The sequence below is a fragment of the Porphyromonas sp. genome (assembly GCF_030529325.1).
Lineage (GTDB): Bacteria > Bacteroidota > Bacteroidia > Bacteroidales > Porphyromonadaceae > Porphyromonas_A.
Genome location: NZ_JAUMXC010000018.1, coordinates 11,698 through 32,910 on the forward strand (window position 1 = coordinate 11,698; position 21,213 = coordinate 32,910).

Annotated in this window: 22 protein-coding genes; 6 read left to right on the plus strand and 16 right to left on the minus strand. The window is 40.6% G+C overall.

What is annotated here, in order from left to right; all coding sequences use genetic code 11:
* The first annotated feature begins 147 nt into the window (after positions 1-147).
* Both Q4A14_RS04365 and Q4A14_RS04370 read left to right on the plus strand, forming a co-directional pair.
* Positions 148-774 (plus strand): HAD family phosphatase, encoded by a 627-nt coding sequence (locus Q4A14_RS04365; protein WP_303170205.1) that lies wholly within the window; start codon positions 148-150, stop codon positions 772-774.
* 6 nt (positions 775-780) lie between these two features.
* On the plus strand, positions 781-1,407 hold the full coding sequence (locus Q4A14_RS04370) for a YigZ family protein (protein ID WP_303170207.1): 627 nt from the start codon (positions 781-783) through the stop codon (positions 1,405-1,407).
* A gap of 8 nt (positions 1,408-1,415) precedes the next feature.
* Here the strand turns inward: Q4A14_RS04370 and Q4A14_RS04375 are convergent, their stop codons facing one another.
* The 16 genes from Q4A14_RS04375 to Q4A14_RS04450 form a co-directional block, all read right to left on the minus strand.
* Entirely contained in the window at positions 1,416-1,838 is a 423-nt protein-coding gene (locus Q4A14_RS04375) for an RNA-binding S4 domain-containing protein (protein WP_303170209.1), read from the minus strand.
* Positions 1,831-2,442, minus strand: a complete 612-nt coding sequence (pth, locus tag Q4A14_RS04380; RefSeq protein ID WP_303170211.1) for an aminoacyl-tRNA hydrolase — start codon at positions 2,440-2,442, stop codon at positions 1,831-1,833. The genes Q4A14_RS04375 and pth overlap by 8 nt, the downstream gene beginning before the upstream one ends.
* A complete protein-coding gene (locus Q4A14_RS04385; RefSeq protein ID WP_303170212.1) occupies positions 2,432-3,043 on the minus strand; it encodes a DUF3109 family protein in 612 nt (203 codons plus the stop codon). Before Q4A14_RS04385 ends, pth begins: the two co-directional genes overlap by 11 nt.
* Positions 3,044-3,165: 122 nt before the next feature.
* A complete protein-coding gene (locus Q4A14_RS04390) occupies positions 3,166-3,777 on the minus strand; it encodes a 50S ribosomal protein L25/general stress protein Ctc (protein WP_303170214.1) in 612 nt (203 codons plus the stop codon).
* Between the two features lie 283 nt (positions 3,778-4,060).
* Positions 4,061-4,522, minus strand: coding sequence for a hypothetical protein (locus Q4A14_RS04395; protein ID WP_303170215.1), 462 nt, complete (start codon positions 4,520-4,522; stop codon positions 4,061-4,063).
* A 4-nt stretch (positions 4,523-4,526) separates the two neighbouring features.
* The gene (locus Q4A14_RS04400; RefSeq protein WP_303170217.1) at positions 4,527-4,949 is read right to left on the minus strand and encodes a hypothetical protein; all 423 of its coding nucleotides are present in this window, start codon (positions 4,947-4,949) and stop codon (positions 4,527-4,529) included.
* Positions 4,950-5,007: 58 nt separating this feature from the next.
* Positions 5,008-5,559, minus strand: coding sequence for an RNA polymerase sigma factor (locus Q4A14_RS04405; protein ID WP_303170218.1), 552 nt, complete (start codon positions 5,557-5,559; stop codon positions 5,008-5,010).
* Between the two features lie 39 nt (positions 5,560-5,598).
* Positions 5,599-7,722: an HD family phosphohydrolase gene (locus tag Q4A14_RS04410; RefSeq protein WP_303170220.1), complete on the minus strand. Its 2,124-nt coding sequence runs from the start codon at positions 7,720-7,722 to the stop codon at positions 5,599-5,601.
* 120 nt (positions 7,723-7,842) lie between these two features.
* On the minus strand, positions 7,843-8,757 hold the full coding sequence (gene folD, locus Q4A14_RS04415) for a bifunctional methylenetetrahydrofolate dehydrogenase/methenyltetrahydrofolate cyclohydrolase FolD (protein WP_303170222.1): 915 nt from the start codon (positions 8,755-8,757) through the stop codon (positions 7,843-7,845).
* A 70-nt stretch (positions 8,758-8,827) separates the two neighbouring features.
* Positions 8,828-10,150 carry a signal recognition particle protein gene (gene ffh, locus Q4A14_RS04420; protein ID WP_303170224.1) on the minus strand — a complete coding sequence of 441 codons (1,323 nt, stop codon included), beginning with the start codon at positions 10,148-10,150 and terminating at the stop codon, positions 8,828-8,830.
* A 517-nt stretch (positions 10,151-10,667) separates the two neighbouring features.
* Positions 10,668-12,710: a M13 family metallopeptidase gene (locus Q4A14_RS04425; protein WP_303170225.1), complete on the minus strand. Its 2,043-nt coding sequence runs from the start codon at positions 12,708-12,710 to the stop codon at positions 10,668-10,670.
* A gap of 158 nt (positions 12,711-12,868) precedes the next feature.
* Positions 12,869-13,870 (minus strand): malate dehydrogenase, encoded by a 1,002-nt coding sequence (locus tag Q4A14_RS04430; RefSeq protein WP_303170227.1) that lies wholly within the window; start codon positions 13,868-13,870, stop codon positions 12,869-12,871.
* A gap of 314 nt (positions 13,871-14,184) precedes the next feature.
* Positions 14,185-15,267 (minus strand): glycine cleavage system aminomethyltransferase GcvT, encoded by a 1,083-nt coding sequence (gcvT, locus tag Q4A14_RS04435; protein WP_303170228.1) that lies wholly within the window; start codon positions 15,265-15,267, stop codon positions 14,185-14,187.
* 46 nt (positions 15,268-15,313) lie between these two features.
* Entirely contained in the window at positions 15,314-16,549 is a 1,236-nt protein-coding gene (gene pepT, locus Q4A14_RS04440; protein WP_303170229.1) for a peptidase T, read from the minus strand.
* Between the two features lie 18 nt (positions 16,550-16,567).
* A complete protein-coding gene (gene glmM / locus Q4A14_RS04445; RefSeq protein ID WP_303170230.1) occupies positions 16,568-17,965 on the minus strand; it encodes a phosphoglucosamine mutase in 1,398 nt (465 codons plus the stop codon).
* A gap of 14 nt (positions 17,966-17,979) precedes the next feature.
* A complete protein-coding gene (locus tag Q4A14_RS04450) occupies positions 17,980-18,579 on the minus strand; it encodes a DUF4827 family protein (protein WP_303170232.1) in 600 nt (199 codons plus the stop codon).
* Between the two features lie 732 nt (positions 18,580-19,311).
* Here Q4A14_RS04450 and Q4A14_RS04455 point away from each other — a divergent pair.
* From Q4A14_RS04455 to Q4A14_RS04470, 4 genes are all read left to right on the plus strand, one after another.
* Positions 19,312-19,536: a helix-turn-helix transcriptional regulator gene (locus Q4A14_RS04455; RefSeq protein ID WP_303170234.1), complete on the plus strand. Its 225-nt coding sequence runs from the start codon at positions 19,312-19,314 to the stop codon at positions 19,534-19,536.
* Positions 19,533-19,868 (plus strand): HipA N-terminal domain-containing protein, encoded by a 336-nt coding sequence (locus Q4A14_RS04460; RefSeq protein ID WP_303170236.1) that lies wholly within the window; start codon positions 19,533-19,535, stop codon positions 19,866-19,868. Before Q4A14_RS04455 ends, Q4A14_RS04460 begins: the two co-directional genes overlap by 4 nt.
* A complete protein-coding gene (locus Q4A14_RS04465) occupies positions 19,858-20,796 on the plus strand; it encodes a HipA domain-containing protein (RefSeq protein WP_303170237.1) in 939 nt (312 codons plus the stop codon). The genes Q4A14_RS04460 and Q4A14_RS04465 overlap by 11 nt, the downstream gene beginning before the upstream one ends.
* Positions 20,797-20,865: 69 nt before the next feature.
* The gene (locus tag Q4A14_RS04470) at positions 20,866-21,186 is read left to right on the plus strand and encodes a helix-turn-helix domain-containing protein (protein ID WP_303170239.1); all 321 of its coding nucleotides are present in this window, start codon (positions 20,866-20,868) and stop codon (positions 21,184-21,186) included.
* Positions 21,187-21,213: the final 27 nt, after the last annotated feature.

Sequence of the window (21,213 nt, forward strand, 5' to 3'; positions counted from 1 at the left end):
TGACATGGATCAGGAATAATTAAGAGAGTCTCTGCAGTCTGATCTGCAGAGACTTTTTTAGTTCAATTTTGTTAGAACTGATTCTATTTTCTTCGATCTTCTAATTTGAAACTTCATCTGAGTAGAAATATATAAAATAAAATCTTTATGATAAAGAACCTGCTTTTTGACCTTGGAGGAGTATTTATACGCCTCACAAGAGAAAAGAGTGTGAGACATTTTGAAGCACTTGGTATTCATGATGCTGAGGATATGTTGGATCCTTATTGTCAGTCAGGTCTATTTCTCGATCTTGAACTAGGAAAGTATGACGCAGTGACTTTTGCAGAGAAATTGTCCGAAGTTTATCAACTTGATATTTCAGAAGGGGATGTATCTCGAGCTTTATTAGACTTTGTTAGGGATGTTCATCCATACAAATTTGACTTTATTGCAAATGAATTACCTAGTGATATCAGGCTTTTCTTAATCTCTAATACCAATGATTATGTATACAGGTGGGCAAATACTTCTGATTTTTTGCCCAATGGACGTAAACTAAATTCTTATTTCGAAAAAGTTTATGCTTCATGCCGGCTTGGTATGTGTAAGCCTGATATACAACTCTTTCAGTATATCATCGCGGACGCGGGTATAGATCCGACGGAAACTCTCTTCATAGATGACGGCCCAAATAATGTGAACATTGCCAAGTCAATGGGATTTCTTACTTATTGTCCTGAGAATGGTGAAGATTGGACTCCGGTCTTACGTAAAATGTTGTTAGAACAATAAATAGATATGACTGTACCTGTGTATTCCTATAAGACAATATTGGCACCTTCTTCTGGAAGCTATACTGAAAAGAGAAGTAAATTTATTGCTTTTGCATTTCCGATATCTACCCCTGAGGAGGCAATGATGCACATAGACTCTATTCGTAAAGAGTATTATGATGCAAGGCACGTTTGCTGGGCATATGTTTGTGGAAGGAAGATTAGGGTAGAGCGTCTTAATGATGACGGAGAACCTTCGTCAACTGCCGGAAAACCAATTTTGGGGCAAATACACAGCCGGGAGCTAACAAACACTTTGGTTGTAGTTATTCGTTATTTTGGAGGGGTTAAGCTGGGGACAGGAGGGCTCATTCAGGCGTATAAAGCGGCTGCTCAAGAAGCTCTCAGTATGGCAGAGATTATAGAACATGATCTGATGACCAGATATATCCTAAAGTTTGATTTTGATCTTATAAATCCCGTGATGATGCTCTTACGCAATCATGGTGCAATCACTGTTGATAGCGATACAGATGTCAATGGGTATTTATGGACTATAGATGTCCTCAATAGAGGAGCTACCCAGTTTGAGATAGAGGCAGCTATGCTTTATAAACTCAAAGTAGAGAAAATAGAAGAAGAGGAAGATTGATATATTGATCAATCTTCCTCTTCTGTTTCGTCATCGCTCCACCAGTCATAGAAGTCATCTGGAGTGATAAATTGTTCGAGTTCTCTACGCTCTTTTTTGGTAGGGCGGCCTGTCCCTTTTGCCCTATCAATAAAACCGGTCAATTTTTGAAGTTCCAAGGTTTCATATTCTTCAGGAGGTGTCACGTTTTTCAGATATTCAGGGACGAGTTTTGCCCCCATTCTGTTTTGCGTCAGTGCTAGAACTTCAAATGATAGCGTTATAGGAGGTTTCTTTACTTTTACTATGTCTCCCACTTTTATCATCATCGATGGTTTGACCGCAATGTCTCGCACAAATATGCGACCCTTCTTGCACGCATCCGCTGCAATAGATCTGGTTTTAAATAATCGAGTGGCCCAAAGCCACTTGTCAATTCTTACCTCATTCATTATTTTGCGTAGATACAGGGGCCTTTCTCAGGCTTTTCTTATTGAAGGTATTCATTGTAATTGCCGGACCTGCAAGACAAAATGAGTGTATAATTTTAGTCGTTTCGTCGCAAATCATTGGTATTTCATCTTCTTCCTCTATAGTAAAAGGAGAAAGCACAAAATCAACTTGTCCTCCCTTGTGAAAATCAGAACCTATGCCAAACCTCAAACGGGAATAATTTTCTGTGCCGAGCGTTGCTGAGATGTGTTTAAGACCATTGTGTCCGCCAGCACTCCCTTTTGTTTTTAGTCTTAATGTACCGAAAGGTAGGGCTAGTTCATCAACCACAACAAGGAGGTTTTCAAGAGCAATATTCTCTTTTTCCATCCAATATCTAACAGCATTTCCGCTTAGGTTCATATAGGTAGATGGTTTGAGGAGTATCAGCTCCTTATTCTTCAATCTCATGCGAGCTGTGGCTCCATACCTGCCATCAGAGAATGCCGGAATACCATCGGGATGTAGGTAATTTACCACTCGAAAACCGATATTATGGCGAGTCCCATTATATTCCTCTCCGATATTTCCCAAGCCCACAATAAGGTATTTATTATTGTTCATGATGCTTTTGTTTCCTTTCTATATCAGCTAAGTACCTTTCGGTTTCAATTTCTAACTTTCTGAACCACTCTTCTCCAAAGGCTCTTATTAAAGGATCTTTGACAAATTCGTAGAGTCTTATTCCAAGCTTCTTTCCCAATTCCCTTGCAGGTTCACATATTGGTTTCCAGCGATGGTAATTGACTGCAATAAAGTCCTTATATTTCGTCAGTCGGATAGGGTATAGATGGCATGATATGGGTTTGTAGAAAATATTATTATTATTTCCTTCATTATACTCTTTTTCAAATGCACACCTGCAACTTCCATCTTTTTCTATGCAAGTAAAAACACACTCTCCACCACGTATGATGTTAGTTACAAGATCTCCATCACCATCATAATACATTAAGCCATGCTGCCCAATATATTCTTTATTTTTTTCTGGTAGAAGGTGTTCTATTAGGGGATAAGCCTGGCAGATTAGATCCTTTTCTACATCAAGAAGTGGTGCCCCCGATTCTCCTTCAATACAACAAGCCCCTTTACACTTTTCCAAATCACAACAGAAAAAGGTTTCTATGATTTCGGTGCTGACTATCGTATCATCTATCTCTATCATTGCTAATCAATACAACCGTAGGGGATAAAAAAGAGAGTCAAGGACAGACTTGGTTATGCCTCTTGACTCCCTCTGGTTTTTATATTACTGTCTGCTCTTTTCCTGAACTATGAGCAATAAGATTATTCTTCGTCTTCTGTTTCTTCCTCGTCATCACCACCTTGAGCCGCCTTAGCAGCAGCTCCACGAGCGGCACGAGTAAGACGTACTGCAGCTACTACAGCATTCTTCGCGTTGAGAAGTTCAATGTTATCAAAGCTAAGCGATCCGACTTGGATAGTCTTACCTAATCCTAATTTTGATACGTCAATTGTTAGCTTTTCAGGAACATTATTGTAAAGAGCTTTGACCTTAAGTTTACGCATATCAAGGCTGAGCTTACCCCCTGCACGAACACCGACAGCATGACCTTCAAGAACAACAGGAACCTCAATGATGATAGGCTTGTCTTCTTTGACTTCAAGGAAATCTATGTGAAGAATCTTGTCTGTTACCGGATGAAACTGTATGTCTTGGAGAATGCAAGTCTTTTTTCCTCCTGCAAGAGACATCTCAACAAGATAGATATCTGGAGTATAGATAAGTTTACGTACAGCATCCTGAGATACAGTGATTGAAAGATTCTCCTCGAGTCCATAAAGAACAGCAGGGATAAGTTCTTGTTTTCTTAGAGCTTTTGAGCCCTTTTTTCCGATTTCTTTACGAACTTCGGCGTTAAGTTGAAATGTCTTCATTGTAGTTTTTTGTTTGTGTTACTCAAAATTAGCCTCTTCACTAATCTCCCATCACACGATAGGGCTTTTGAAAAAGCATCACAAAGGTACTAAAAAAAATCATATTCAAAATAAAGCCCCTTTGCTCCACAGGGCAACCGCATCAAAATGTAAGTGCGTGATTATCAATCATAGTTTTGAGTGCATTCTTTATCTTTGAATATAATCATCAAAATGCAATCATTTGAAAATTAGCAACTTGTATTTTATCGATATTTTTGATGCGGTTGCCCTGTTGCTCCAATTATTTATGATCTCTTCTCTTATCCGGGCTCTTTAGCTTGCTATAAAAGTGTTTTATGGCCACATAGGTATAATAACTTTTTTCGGGGGTAAAGTTTTTCTGAATTTCCAATACTAACTCCTCATTTATAAGCATTTGATTACGCTCAAGATCTATTAGTTGTCGAAGTTTTTGACTGTATTTGTCTTCCGTCGGATTATTTTCGGCTTTTATAGATTTGTGTATTTCTACTATTTGAGCCCATATTTTAAACTTTTTGGTGTCATTTGTTTGAAGTATCTCACTGAGTTTTTGAATTTCGTTCTCATCGAGTGAAACCTGAGATTTAATATGTTTTATTCTCTCCGAACGAAATCTCTCGATTCTCTCTTTTGCTTTACCATTGTCTCCTACCATGATTTGAGCTTTCATGGGGGTAATAAAGAATCCAAGAAATAGTATGAGAAGAAGTTTGTGTACCATAATTTTACTTCACTGAATTGTCAACTTGGTTATTAAATAAGGCTTCTTGATGAGTAGATTCGCCCCAAAAGTAATCGATAAAGTCTTCTAGTTCTTCCTCTGAAACTAAAAGAACCTCCTCGTCTGAGGGTGTATTTAATGCGATGACTTCTGTCGCTATCTCTTTATTGGCATCAGGCCTTAGATAGTTTACTCCCCTGAAGATCAAAAAGAGTCCTGAAAACATAGCTGCAAGATAAAGATAAGGGCGTAGAATTTCTATAGCATTTTTATTCTTCAACAGCGGAGTTAAGTGAATTTGTTCGTGACCTTTTATTTCTGACAATACCTTTGCTTTCAGATCCTCAAAGTAACTATCAGGGACACTGAACGGATATATCGGATCATCATTGTTTTCGTTATTATTTCTTAAACTTTTATTTATCATGATTTTGTCATCTAAACCTATCTTACTGCATTGGAGACGAAGCGAATGCTTGAAAGGTTTAATCTACTATGCTGTCTATTTTCAAATATTGTTGGAGTTTATTCAGGGCATGATGATAATTTGCCTTTAATGCCCCTATACTTGTTCCTGTTATTTCTGCTATTTCTCGATATGAAAGTTCCTCAAAATATCGCATTTGAAATGTGATCTTTTGTTTTTCAGGTAATTTGTCTATCGCTGACAAAAAAGCTGCTTCTGCACGATCTCCATCAAAATAAGGGTCACTAGCTAAGGACTGAGTCAGGTCGGAATTCTCTGTTGCTATTGATCGCTTCTTGTTCTTTTGCTCTTGTCTGAGATAAGTGATAGCCTCATTTGTTGCTATGCTGTACATCCATGTAGATAACTTTGAGGCTCCTCTAAATTGAGGTATATTTTTCCATATCTTGATCAAGGTATTTTGTAGCACATCATCTGCATTTTCATGAGATAAGACAATGCGCCTTATGATGACGTACAGAGGTCTTGAGTATCTATCTACAAGAACACTGAAAGCACTTTCTGAGGTCATGGAATCTTTCAGGCACAGGAGCAACTCTTCATCTGACAAGTGATCAGAGACTAAAACTCTGTTTCTATTAGGCATAATTCATTCAGATCGCTTCTGTGATTTTTCTCCCTCTCTTGGTTGTGTAATATTGTTGTTTACCTCAGGCTCATTCCCGCCGTGATTGGGTCTTCTTTTTAGTTCGGGATAGGATATGCGAGAGTGATACATTGTTTTGAGTTTTTCAAGAAAGACTGTTTTTATAATCTCAACATCCCTAAATGTGAGAGGACATGATTTTAGTAACCCCTCATCCACTATAGAGTCTACTATTTTGTGAATATGGGTCGAAATTTTTTGCTCTGTAAGATCTTTTAGACTGCGCGATGAAGCCTCTACAGCATCAGCAAGCATAAGTATTCCGGTTTCCTTTGTAAATGGATTAGGCCCTGGATATCTGAATATGCTTTCATCTACAATAACATCAGGGTTTTCATTGACAAATTTGGTGTAGAAGTACTTAACTCGCCCAAGTCCATGGTGTGTGCGGATAAAGTCAATAATAACTTTGGGGAGTCCTGCACGTTCTGCCATCTCCACGCCATCAGTAACATGCCTGATGATCATTTTTGCACTTTCATCATAAGGGAGCTTGTCATGCGGATTCTCCAACCCTTGGTTTTCCGTGAAGTAGGTCGGATTCTTCATTTTTCCGATATCATGATACAGAGCACCGGCTCTTACGAGACGCACATCTGCATTGATTTTAGAAGCGGCTTCTGAAGCTAGTATAGATACTTGGAGAGAGTGCTGGAAAGTTCCTGGAGTAACTTCTGAAAGTTCCCTCAATAGGGGACTATTGATGTCTGAAAGTTCCACTAGACTGATGTTTGATACATACCCGAATAGCCGTTCAAATAGGTAAACCAAGACATAAGTAAACATCAGGAATATAAAATTTATGGCAAGGTTTAATATTGTAGCCAATGAAATGCCCCTAAAGTTACCATCTTGGAACAATGAAAATGCGACATATGTAACTAACATTGCAACAAGGACCATGAAGGTGCAACGTATCAAATCCGAGCGTTGTGATAAATTCTTCAATGTGACGATTGCAACCATGCCCGCTATGAATTGTAGTAGAATAAATTCCATCTGGAACGGAGCCATCAAGGATGCTATCAATATACTGATCATGTGTACTACGAATGCTGTTCTTGAGTCAATGAAGACGCGCACTAAAATAGGCACCATAGCATATGGTATGATATATATATTGACTATTCCTGACGAAACGGATAACTCTGTCAACAGAGCATACCATAAGATGACCCCAAGAAAAAAGAAGGTGTTTTTTATCTGGGAGATGACTTCTACTCTGAATGATAGTAGAAAGAAAAAGAGAGATGATAATATGATAAGAGTTAGCAGAAATTGACCAATCCTAACCATAAATCTTTCTCTTGTTGTTCCAAGCTTACTTTCATATTCTTTCTTTAATGACTCTAGCTCTTGAAATATCTGGTCTGTCACCACATCTCCTTTATTCACGATACGTTCTCCAGCTTGAACACTCCCCATGACGGGGGATATTCCGGCCAACTTTGTTCTCAGAACTTTCTCTGTTGTAAGTTCATCAAGCAAGAGGTTTGCTTCTATGTATTCATTGATATTGGCGCTCCTGATAACATCTTTATTCAGCCCTCGAGGGACACTGTTGATGACATATTCATAGGCAGATGTTATGGTATATAGTTCCTCATATATTACCTTTCGTGCTATTTTATTTCTGTCATTCATTATGAAACATTCCCCATTGGCTGACGCTTGTATCGTTTGATAATCTTTAGAGCTTACAACCCCTCTTGCATAGACCACTTCAAGAGTTTGTAGGAGATGTCTTGTATATTCCCCCCTTAAGATTTGGGATTCTTTAGAAGTACTTTGAGCAAGTTTCTTTTTCTGTTTCTCATAAACAGATTCGTCAAAGGTGAAGTATGGGATCATACTTCTTGTCGCACTATCTTTTTCTATTTGTAGTTGCGATGGAGTTTTTAATATCTGAAAATCAAAAGGAGCTGTTAATAACTCGTAGTGCCATGGTCGTCCTACCGAGTACTCATACTTAAATTTCACCTTGCTTGGATAAAATAAAGTGATAATCGTGGCTGTTATGATGTACAGCAATATAGTCTTGACCTGTATGGCTTTATGTATTTTCATAATTCTTGATCAAATTTGAGTAGTTCGGTAAACTATATCTTTTTAATAATATGCAGAAAGCGAGAAGATTAATTCAGTATTTTCTGTATTAAGACTTCTCGCTTCTTCACTTTTGGTCGGTTAATGCTTTGCTGATAATCCCCGTCTTTGCCTTGCAGAGATTAATGTATTTCTCATCAAAGATATTATAGTCATTGGTCCTACGCCTCCCGGTACGGGAGTGATATAAGAACATTTAGGTGCAACTTGTTCAAAATCAACGTCTCCTGTGAGTTTAAATCCACTCTTTACTGTATCATCCTTAACTCGAGTGGTTCCCACATCAACTATCACAACCCCTTGCTTTACCATATCTTCTGTTACAAATTTTGGAGAGCCCATAGCGGCTATGATGATGTCTGCTTCACGAGTAATATCCTTGATATTTTGGGTACTACTGTGGCAAACCGTTACTGTGGCATCTCCCGGATATTGCTTGAGCATCATAAGTTGTGCCATTGGCTTACCTACAATATTGCTACGGCCTAGGATCACACATCTTTTGCCCTTAGTCTCGATTTTATATCTCTTCAACAACTCTAGTATTCCAGCGGGAGTTGCAGATACAAAAGACGGCAGACCTATACTGGTTTTTCCCACATTTATTGGATGAAACCCATCAACGTCTTTTCTTGGATCGACAGCTTCGATGATCTTTTGTTCATCTATATGGTTTGGTAGAGGTAGCTGGATTATAAATCCATCTAGATCTTCATCTTCATTCATCTTGTGTATTTCAGCTAAAAGTTTCTCTTCGGTTACGTTAGCTTCATACCGTACGAGTGTCGACTTGAATCCCAATTCTTCACAGGTCTTCATCTTTGACGCCACATAAGTCTCGCTTCCTCCATCATGACCTACTAGTATCGCTGCCAAGTGAGGGGCTTTATGTCCGAGGCTGATGATCTCCTTTACTTCTTCAGTTATTTCTTGCTTCAGTTCATTGGATGTTTTTTTTCCGTCAAGTAGTTGGTAAGTATTATTCGTCAGTTCCATAGTATATGGTATTCTTTGGGGAGATTATTAACTATTCGATGATAAAACACCAATATCCATTAAAAAGTTTTTAACGTCTGAAATTCTTTGCCAGGTTTTTCATGCCTCCTCCGCTCATTAGTCTCATCACCTTACGTGTTTGTTCAAACTGTTTGAGGAGTTGGTTGACATCTTGGACTTTTGTCCCGCTACCATCGGCTATACGTTTGCGACGAGAGCCATTGATGAGCGTAGGGTTAGCTCTCTCTTCGGGTGTCATCGAGAAGATGATTGCTTCTATTCCTTTGAATGCATCATCATCTATATCTAGATCCTTGATCGCTTTTCCTACTCCTGGGATCATAGCCATGAGGTCTTTAATGTTTCCCATCTTTTTGATCTGATTGATCTGATCCAAGAAATCATTAAAGTCAAACTGGTTTTTTGCAATCTTTTTCTGAAGTTTGCGAGCCTGTTCCTCATCATATTGATCTTGTGCACGTTCAACTAAAGAGACCACGTCTCCCATGCCAAGGATACGATCGGCCATACGATTAGGGTGGAAGACATCAAGAGCTTCGGGTTTCTCTCCGGTTCCGATGAATTTGATAGGCTTATCCACAACTGTACGTATGGAGAGTGCTGCACCACCGCGTGTGTCACCATCCAACTTTGTAAGGACTACTCCATCAAAGTTTAGGCGATCATTAAATTCCTTGGCCGTATTAACAGCGTCCTGACCGGTCATCGAATCCACCACAAATAGGATTTCTGTGGGTTGGATAGCTGCTTTGATGTGGCTGATTTCGTCCATCATTACTTCGTCGACTGCAAGACGACCGGCGGTATCGATGATGATGGTATCATTATTATCTCTTTTAGCCTGAGCAATAGCGTTCTGGGCAATAGCTATAGGATCTTTACTATTTAGCTCTGTATATACAGGTAGATTGAGCTGTTCTCCAAGGACACGAAGCTGTTCGATTGCGGCTGGACGGTAAACGTCGCAAGCGACAAGCAAAGGCTTGAGCCCCTTCTTATTTCTCAAAAAATTACCAAGCTTGCCTGTAAATGTCGTCTTTCCCGACCCCTGAAGTCCGGACATCAAGATGATGTTTGGAGATCCCTTGAGAAATAGCTCTACAGCACTCCCTCCCATAAGGGTTGTGAGTTCGTCATGTACGATCTTTACGAGGAGCTCACCTGGCTTGATTGCTGTAAGGACATGCTGGCCCATAGCCTTTTCACGCACAGTATCTGTAAACTGTTTGGCCACTTTGTAGTTCACGTCAGCTTCAAGGAGAGCTTTTCTTACATCACGTACGGTCTCAGCCACATTAATGTCTGTGATTTGACCTTCACCTTTTAGTATCTTAAATGAGCGTTCTAACCTTTCCGAAAGATTGTCAAACATATCTTGTCTACAAATTAAATATAGTTATTGTTATCGATGTTTATTTTTTTGATAGTACCAGACTGCTGGCTTACTGCGCACAAATTTAGTAAAAAAGAGCGACATGGAGGCTTTTTGCTTTTCACCGACAGGGTAACCTCCTTGCGTAAGTCCTTTCGGTCATATCTCGGGCTACAGATCCCAAGAGAAAGACGACGGCATAAGCCGAGGGAAGAAGTCCCACGCATGCGCAATGTGCGCTTATAACTCCGATAATACACGGATAAGCTCGTTAATACCTGTCTCTGATGATAGCATTTCAGAAATAAATGCCGACTTTTGTGATTGTGTAAGCTCCATTGTTCTTAGTTTTATTTTTTCTTATCCCAAAGTTAAGGACTAACGGGGTTTACACACTTTTTTAGGACAGTATCAGGTATATCGTCTCATGTAGGAATTTATATTGGATTAATAAAAAAGTAAAGCGACATCATTTGCATGATGCCGTTTTACTTTTTTGTTATTTATTCAAAAGGTATTACCACACTAGGACTCTGTCTTCAGGTGCCAAGTACATAGGATCACCTTCCTTGATGTCAAATGCTTCGTAGAATGCAGGTATGTTGCGAAGTGCTTGATTGACACGCCATTCGCCCAAGCTATGAACATCAACCTTTGTGAGACGCAAGATCGTTTCCTTACGGATGTTTTGCCCCCATACTCTCGCGTATGCAACGAAGAATCTTTGTTCCGGAGTCATACCATCAATAAGATCTCTTGGTGCATCACCCATTGCTTTTTTCATCGCCCCGAATGACACGATGAGTCCACCTTGATCTGCAATGTTTTCGCCAAGAGTATTTTCACCATCGGCGTGTACATCGTCAACAACAATGATTTGGTTAAATTGATCAACGAGTTTCGATGCTGATGCTTTGAACTTTGTTGCATCTTCCTCTGTCCACCAGTTGACCATATTTCCATCCTTATCATATTTACGACCCTGATCATCAAATCCATGAGTCATCTCGTGGCCTATTACAACACCAATAGCACCATAGTTCACAGGATCATCAGCATCAAGATTGAAGAAAGGAGGCTGAAGTATGCCGGCAGGGAAACATATCTCATTTGTAGTCGGATTGTAGTAAGCATTGACAGTATGAGGATTCATATACCACTTATCCAAATCCACAGGTTTGTTGAGGTCAGCAATATTCTTCTCTGTTTCATATTTGCCGACCTTGGAGAGGAATGCGTAGAGAGAAGAGTCATCAACCTCGAGAGCTTCGTATCCTTCCCACTTATCAGGATATCCAATTTTTACTCTGAATGCTGCAAGTTTCTCCTGAGCATTTTTCTTCGTCTCATCAGACATCCACGTGAGAGAGGCGATGCGTTCGGATAGGGCAATCTTCAGGTTTTCAACAAGAGTTGACATACGCTCTTTAGCTGCAGCAGGGAAGTGCTCTTTCACATATATTTTACCAACAACTTCACCAAAGGTCCCATCAACGAGGTCTACAGCATCTTTCCAACGAGGCTGCATCTCCATAAGGCCGCTAAGAAGCTTTCCGTTAAACTCAAAAGCTGTCACTCTAAAGTCACTACTTAAGTAATCTGCTGCGTGGTGAAGAGTGATGACCTTGAAGTATTCTTTAAGATCTGATATAGAGGAGTCTTTGATAAAGGTGTCAAATTTCTTGAAGTAGTCCTTTTGTGCAACATTTATGTGTTCAAATGCCTCTAACCCTTTACGTTGGTTGAAGTAAGTTCCCCATGGGAATGTATATGCACCAAAGAATGTAGCCCTATCCATCTTGTTCCAATTGAGCTCAGATTCTCTGAGTTGTACCTTTGTATAGAGGATATCACAAAGCCTTTTTTCTGTGTTATAGACATTCTGTGCTATTTTACTTGCTTCTGCCTCTTCTGTGCCTGCCAGAGTCAATAGCTTAGCTATATAAGTAAGATAACCATCTTGGAAAGGCTTGTACTCGGGTTTATTCTGGTAGTAATCTTGATCTCCCATGATGAGCGAGGGTTGTACCAGGTTGAGGATATGTTTGGTACTATTATCGTTATCTACTCCAACATAAGTGTGGAAGAGATACTGTGTCCCATTGTTCGCATTTTCTGCCAAGAAGTTAACCAAGTCAGCATACTCATTGATTGCATCTATGCGATCGAGTTCAGGTTTGATAGGAGAGGCTCCGTCTTCATTGAGTTTTTTCTCATTCATCGCAAGTGTGTAGAGAGTCTTAGCTTTCGCTTCATCCGATCCTGCCACAGAGCCATCAAGATGCTCTATGATATGTCGTGCAATACTCTGTGCAGAGTCTGCCAAAACGTGGAAAGAACCATAACTACCATACTCATCTTTGAGGGGATTAGCGGTCATCCATCCACCATTCACGTAGCGGTAAAAATCAGCTTTAGGATTGACACTCTTGTCCATGGCTGTAGTATCGATGCCCGGTACTACAACTCTATTACTCTCTGTGGTCTTCTTTTGTTGACAGGCTGTCGAGAGTACTGCAGCGCATGTTATCGCTACAACGGGTAGTAAAACTTTTTTCATAAGCCTTTGCTTCCTGTATGATTAAGATTGAAAAATATATGTTTTCTATATTATATCACCTAAAAACTCCGATCAGTCGTTATCTCTGATTTGATTTTAGAGAACGTTACCGATCGGAGTCTTAGGATATTTGGATCTCTATCTAAGAGCTTTCTCGATTATTTGATGTGAGGGTTGATAGTATGCCATTGATCTACAGGAGGAAGTACTCCCATCGCAATAACTTGATCACGAAGGTCTGACAAGTGCTTGTAGCTGCTTTGTAGCTCAGCCATTTCTTCCTCTGTGCCTTTCACGTCTATATAAGATACTCCATCCTTGGTTATGCTACTTTCCATAGCCATCATTATGTGGTTAAAACCTCCTGTCGATACATAGCATCCTGATGGCCAACGGAAAGGCTCGCCACCCATGGCTGCTCTGATCATCTCGATGGATACATAGGCCGGACTCTGAAATGATGAACGTCCGCGGAGTTTGATGATATTTGCACCACCTTTGACAACCCTTTCACGGAGAGCATTCCAGTCCTCAGGTGTAAGTTTATCGGTTCCTATGAGAGAGGTTAGGGGAGTCCCATCAATCTTTGCGGATGATGCAAATACCGCCATCTGTTCACCATGCCCTCCGTAGGTACGTGTGTTGGTAACCTTACTTTGCTGTATTCCAAAATGCTTAGCAAGCTCACTTTGCAAACGAGTCGAGTCAAGACCGGCAAGTGTTGTAAGTCGAGAAGGTTCAATCCCAGCATAGAGCATAGTTACAAGCCCTGTGATATCGGCAGGATTAAAGATGATGACAACGTGCTTCACATCCGGACAGTAAGCCTTGATATCCTTACCAAGTTGGGCAGCTATCTCAGCGTTTCCCTTGAGGAGGTCTTCTCGAGTCATACCCTCTTTACGCGGAGCTCCTCCGGAAGATACGATATACTTAGCACCGGCAAAAGCTTCCTTTATGTCTGAAGTAAATGTAATGTTAATTCCCTCAAATGAACAGTGACGTAGCTCCTCTGCTACCCCTTCTAGCCCATTGGCAAATGGATCATATAGACAGATATTTGGCGTCAAGCGCATCATTGCAGCGGTCTGAGCCATATTTGAGCCGATCATACCCGCAGCTCCTACGATTGTTAGTTTTTCGTTAGTCAAAAAGTTCATACTCGTTTTAAATGTTTTGAGGGTAAATATTTGGCATTTGTTTTACGGGAATATTGTATTAAACAACCCCTTGTCGCAAAGATAATAACTAAAATCGAATAAGCATTAATGAAATGTTAATTCAGTGTCAACATCAAAGATACCTACTAATATTTTGTATATCAGGATGAATTTAAATCTTCTGAATAGGATGCCAACTAAATCTCCATGAGAAGTGTAATGACATCCTCTGATCTATCAAAAAAGGGTCATCAATCTTTGGTATAGACTGATGACCCTCTGAGATATCTAAACTTGTAAGAGATGAGTCGGACTTATTTACGGAATGGTAACTTAATGACCTGAGCAGAAAGGGTTTTGTTACGCACTTTAATGCCTATTTTTGTGTCTTCCGTAGTGTAGTTTTTGGGAACATAGCCGAGACCAATGCTCTTTTTGAGGTATGGAGACATTGTACCGGAAGTAACTATACCTATAACTTTGCCTGCCTCGTCTGTGATTTCATAGCCATGGCGAGCGACCCCTTTGTCAAGAAGTTCAAAACCAACAAGTCTTCGTTTCAATCCTTCCGCCTTTGTTTGTTCAAGGAGAGCTCGACTTGGGATAGGTTTACCATCAATAAGCTTGGTAACCCAACCAAGACCTGCTTCAAGAGGATTAGTAGTTTCATCTATATCATTACCATACAAGCAGTAGCCCATTTCTAGGCGTAGAGTATCTCTAGCTCCAAGTCCTGTAGGAAGGATGCCATACTCTTCACCTGCTTTGAAAAGAGAATCCCATACCATTTGTGGCTCCTTAAGATCTATGAAGTATAGCTCAAATCCACCTGCTCCGGTATAGCCCGTATTGGAAATGATGGCTTCGATGCCAGCGACTTTTCCAAGGGAGTATGCATAGAAGGGAACTTCATCCAAGTTGACATCTGTAAGCTTTTGGATTGTAGCTTTAGCCTTAGGCCCTTGAATTGCCAGGATTGAAACTCTTTCAGATCTATTTTCGATCTCTACTCCGTCAATTTTATGCTTGAGCATCCATTCGAAGTCCTTCTCTATATTGGCTGCATTGACTGCAAGCATATATTCACCCTCAAAATGATAAAGGATAAAGTCATCCACAATACCTCCCTTATCGTTAGGCATATAGTTATATTGAGCTTTTCCTACATTGACTTTTGAGATATCGTTGCTACATACGGCTTGTAGATATTCAAGTGCTTTTTCACCTCTAACATAGATTGCGCCCATGTGAGAGACATCAAAGACTCCTACATTTTCAATGACATTGTTATGTTCTGGGATAATTCCGGAGTATTCGATAGGCATATTATACCCTGCAAATGGTGCCATACGAGCTCCTAACTTCTCATGAATTGAAGTAAATGGAGTAGATTTCATAGTTTGCTTTAAATTATAATTTTGGTTGGTTATACTGGATTATTTTTTATTTTTTGTCAACAGGAAGAGTTGCTATAGCCAATATCACTTCCATCGCCTTGACAAGAGATGGGATAGGGAGATATTCGTAGCGTCCATGAAAGTTGTGACCACCTGCAAAGATATTAGGACAAGGTAACCCCATAAATGATAGACGAGCACCATCTGTCCCTCCACGTATTGGTTTAATGTCAGGAGTCACTCCTACGGACAGCATTGCTTTGGAGGCATGATCTACAATGTACATCTTAGGCTCCACGATTTCTCGCATATTATAATATTGATCTTTGAGTTCAACAGAGACAGTTCCCATCCCATAGATTTCATTCATGCGATCTGCTGTTGTTTGGATAGAACTCTTTTTGAGTTCAAATGCCTCTCTGTCATGATCTCTGAGGATATAAGTAAGTTGTGCTTCTTCGACTGTGCCGGTCATGCCGACTAAGTGATAAAATCCCTCGTAGCCCTCTGTATTTTCAGGTCTTGCTGCAGGTAGGTAGTTATTGTACTCCATTGCCAAAAGCATGGCATTGACCATTTTATCTTTTGCATAACCCGGGTGTACATTTCGCCCTTTGAACAATAGTTTTGCTCCTGCAGCATTGAAGTTTTCAAATTCCAATTCTCCAATTTGGCCACCATCAATTGTGTATGCAAATTCTGCTCCGAATTTCTCCACATCAAAGAAGTCTGCACCTCTTCCTATCTCTTCATCAGGGGTAAAGCCCACTTTGATAGTCCCATGCTTTATTTCCGGGTGATCAACCAAATATTTTATGGCTTGCATGATCGATGCTACTCCGGCTTTGTCATCTGCACCGAGAAGGGTGTGACCGTTGGTCACAATGATCTCTTGCCCTTTGTATTGCTCTAATTCAGGGAAAAGAGTCGGGGATAGGATTATGTTATTTTGCTCGCACAATAGAATATCACCGCCCTTGTAATCTACGATCTTTGGGTCTCTGGCTCCATTCATGTCTGGAGCAGTATCCATGTGTGCTATGAATCCAATGGTCGGACGAGGTTCATCTGTATTGGCGGGCAGAGTTGCCATAAGGTAGCATTTCTCGTCTAGTGAAATATCCTGGAGCCCAAGTTCATTTAACTCATCAAAGAGAACTTTTGCAAGGTCAAATTGTATAGCTGTACTTGGAACTGTCTGTGATGTTTCGTCAGATTTTGTATCGATGCTGATATATCTTAGAAATCTTTCAACAATCGGATGTGTGCGATTTGCTTCCATAATAAATACCTAGTGTGATTATTTGTTAGTGACAGACTCTGCTTTTATTCTTTGAATTATCTCTTCCGCAATCTCTTCGGCTTCATTCGAGGTGGGAGCCTCGGAATAAACCCTTATTATGGGTTCTGTATTACTTCTTCTGAGATGTACCCATTTGTCGGGAAAGTCTATCTTTACTCCATCTATCGTTGTGATCTCATTGCCTGCATAGATATCTTGCATCGTCAGCAGTATCTTGTCAATGTCAAGAGATGGGCTCAGCTCCACTTTTTTCTTCGCCATAGCATACTTCGGGAGGCGAGCAAGTAACTGAGTCGGGGCAAGGCGCTTCTGTGCCATTATTGTAAGATAGAGAGCTATTCCCACGAGAGCATCCCGTCCGTAGTGGAGGGCTGGCAGTATGATACCTCCGTTGCCTTCCCCTCCTATGAGGGCGTTCTCCTCTTTCATCTTTTGTACAACATTAACTTCTCCGACAGGTGCTGCAAAGTATCGTCCCCCGTGAGCTTGAGTAACATCTCTTAAAGCTCTTGAAGAACTAAGATTTGAGACTGTGGTAGCTCCTGGATGCTGCTCCAGAAGATAGTCTGCTATGCAAACCAAAGTATTTTCCTCTCCAAACATTGATCCATCTTCACATACTATTGCGAGGCGGTCAACATCCGGATCTACGGAAAAACCCACATTGGCTCTATTATTTACAACGGCATTGGATAAGTCTTCTAGATGCTCAGGAAGAGGTTCTGGATTGTGAGCAAAATCTCCACTAAGATCACCGTGAATCAAATTGATCTTGTTTACCCCCAAGGCTTCTAATAGTTTTGGGACAATCACGGATCCTACAGAGTTGATGCAGTCGACAACGACAGAAATGTTAGAGTTTTTGATTGCTTGAACATCTATTTCCGGAAGAGATAAGATTGCGTCGATATGCTCTTGTGCAAAATCTTTTTTGATATATTGTCCCAGCTTATCGACAGAGGCATACTCAAATTCTTTTGACTGGCTGATCGAAAGAATTTCCTCTCCCGCTTTTGCATCCAAAAACTCTCCCTTATGATTTAGCAGTTTAAGAGCATTCCACTGTTTGGGATTATGACTTGCCGTGATGATTATACCTCCATCTGCCCCCTCATGAGTTACTGCCATCTCTGTGGTGGGTGTCGTCGCATAGTCGAGATCTATGACATCCAGCCCCATAGCACGTAAACTGCTAATGACAATGCCTTTTACGATATCTCCGGACATTCGGGCATCCCGACCAACTACCACTTTCCCCGCACCTATAGGGGAGCTTTTCTTGATATATGCGGCAAAAGCCGATGTAAACTCCGATATATTTATGGGATTTAGTCCGGAATCAATGCCACCGCCAATAGTCCCCCTTATACCAGAAATAGAACTTATTAAGCTCATGATGATTGCTACTTTTACTTTACAAAGTGATACTCAATACGTTCAAAATATACAGGGATGCCTTGATCACTGGTGAATGGGGGACCTTCTCTGAAAGAAGTAACCATCTGAATAGCAGAGCCATTTCCCACAAACTTAAGACTGTGGAGCATCGCCGAACACAAGATGCGTTCATTTAATTTTTCATTTTCAGATGCCTGTGGATCAGGAGTGAGTATCTCGGTGTTTTCCTGATAGATAAATCTGAGTGGGTGAGTACCTCCGGACTGTGGTGATATTATATCAACTTCAAATTTTTGGCGATCTGACAAACTTCTTGCCATGAATCGTGAGGAAATCCTTGTTTTTCCAGATATAGGCTTATCCTTATCTCCAGTGGTAATAACCCTGATATAAACACCCTCCTTTGCTTTTACAAAGACGTTTTCTGGAGTTATTAATCCTTCAGGAAAGTCTTCTATTACCTTGATATTCTTTTCCTTAAAGAAGGATAAGATTTCCTGATTCTCCCTCTTTATCATGTCTGTATAGGAGATTCGCTTTTTATCGCAAGATGAAAATAAAAGACAGCCTATGAGGACGGCAGAGAGGATATATATATTCTTTAGATTCATAGTGTTGGATAGATTACACATGTGGTATTGTTATAAACTACCACAAAAGTAGCTTTTTTCTATGAGTTATTCAATTATAATGAGAAACCCTCATAACTTTTCGTTGCTACACTTATAAGGTATGTTATATGGAGACTCATTATTTCAAACTCCCCATATCAAAAGCCTCCATCATTTTTTAGGAATGAATTGCTTGCCGATGCAATATATTTACCTCTCTATCAATTAGGCGATTAACCTTTTAATCGGTACAAATTCCCCTCAAATAAATGGGGAAACAGTTTTATCTCACTGTTTTATAAGGATTTACATACTTGTGCCGCGTGACCTGGCTATCAGTCTTTCAATCTTCTTTTGGGTGTTGCACTCTATAAATCAATAGATTACAACACCTCCCATTTGTACTTAGCACGCTTGCTCACTGCAAAAGTACCCATTTCGGAGCATATTAAGGCAAAATAATGCAGGGAAAATATTATAATAGTCCCTATTGGATATAATTCCTTATTTCTCTGAAATAATACCCCCGAAAAGGGGTATAATAAATTTATTTTCCATATATTTGCCACTGATAAGGTATATAATGACTTTAAGAAGTGTACGGTGCACAATGACATGCCTGGAATATATACTCAAAAGAGGCATTTCGTGTACATGTTTGTAGAACGTGTACATAAAAAGGGCGTTTCATGTACATATTCAGAACGTGGGACTTCAAGTAATTGATATAAGATGGTAGCGAAGACAATCATAGCGCAGTACGTGAAAGAGATGCGCAAGAAATATAAATTGACACAGGTAGACCTCTCTGAGAAAGCAGGAGTGGGGCTACGTTTCGTTCGTGAACTGGAGCAGGGGAAAACTACGCTTCGCATCGATAAAGTCAATAAAGTATTCGAACTCTTTGGCTCAGAGTGCGGTCCCGTGCCGATAAAACGAGTAGGAGATGATGTATGAAGCAGGCTATTGTTTATTGGAAGACATTTAAGACTGGGATTCTCACAGAAAGTGATGAGGGCTATTCCTTTGCTTACGACAAGAACTATCTGACTATGCCCGAAGCTCAAGGTATAAGCCTAACAATGCCTTTGCGAGAAGAGCCTTTCCAAAGTAATGCTCTTCATCCATTCTTTGATGGACTTATCCCAGAGGGATGGCTTTTAGATATAGCTCAAAAGAATTGGAAAATAGATGCAAGGGATCGTATGGCGTTATTGTTGGCTTGTTGCCGAGACTGTATTGGGGCGGTAAGTATTGAACCTCTAAATACGGCTGAAGATGAAGAATAGATGCCTATACTGCTACGAACCTTTGGTTGATGGAGAGGTGGATTACCATGCAAAGTGTTGTCGTAAATTGTTTGGAACAAACCAAGCACCGATATTACCTTATACAAGTAGTGAGATACGAGCATTGGCTGACGAGGTTGTTCGTTCGCAGACCACAGTGACAGGAGTACAACCCAAGCTATCTCTTGACTTTGAGCAGATGAGCAATTCCCCAAAGCGATTTACCATCGTGGGCTTGTGGGGAAGGTTTATTCTTAAACCTCAAACAGAGCATTATCCGCATCTCCCCGAGCTGGAGGATGTATCGATGCACCTTGCTGAGATTGCCAAGATAGAGACAGTTCCTCATGGACTGATGAGATTCAGCGATGGCGAACTATGCTATATCACTCGTCGCATAGACCGAACAGGGCAAGGGGAAAAGCTCCCAATGGAAGATATGTGTCAGTTGTCAGAGCGTTTAACGGAGTATAAATACAAAGGCTCACACGAGCAGATAGCCAAGCTGATCTCCAAGTATAGCTCTGTGCCGAAACTTGATCTTGTCAAGTACTGGGAGCAGGTACTCTTTTCGTGGCTGATAGGTAATGCCGATATGCACCTCAAGAATTACTCGCTCTATGCTCCAGTGGGGAACGAATATCAACTCACTCCAGCCTATGACCTGCTGTCTACAGCACTTGTTATTCCTGAGGATACAGAAGAATTGGCACTGACCCTCTGTGGCAAAAAGCGCAAACTCACTCGCCAACACTTCCTCGAAGCGATGACAGCCTCTGGACTGGATGATAAAGTGTGCGACAACATCTTCGCTCGCTTCCAACACATCCTCCCCGAATGGGAAACCTGCATCCTCCAGAGCTTCCTTCCTAGGGAGATGCAGAGACAATACATCGAATTCATTCTCCTCAAATTCTCTCAAATCTAATATTGCCTCAAAGCATATATCAGATTGAATAAATCGGTATATTTACATCTCATATGATAGATTGAGTGTATGCCAAAGAATACAATGGGAACGAAACTCCCTCGGAAACTGGAGCAAAAAATGCAGATTGTCGGTGAGCAGATCAAGCTTGCCCGACTGCGTCGTAATCTAAGCATCGCTCAGATTGCTGAGCGAGCGACCTGTTCGCCTTTAACTGTCGGTCGCATCGAGAAAGGTTCGCCAACAGTGGCGATAGGCATCTACGCACGAGTGCTCTATGCCCTCCAACTCGAGGATGACTTACTTCACCTAGCGGGTGCAGACGAACTCGGTCGTCGCCTGCAAGACCTCTCCCTAATCAATCGCCGTCGTGCTAGCAAGAAAATATAGAGATATATAATATAGTAAGTATTTACA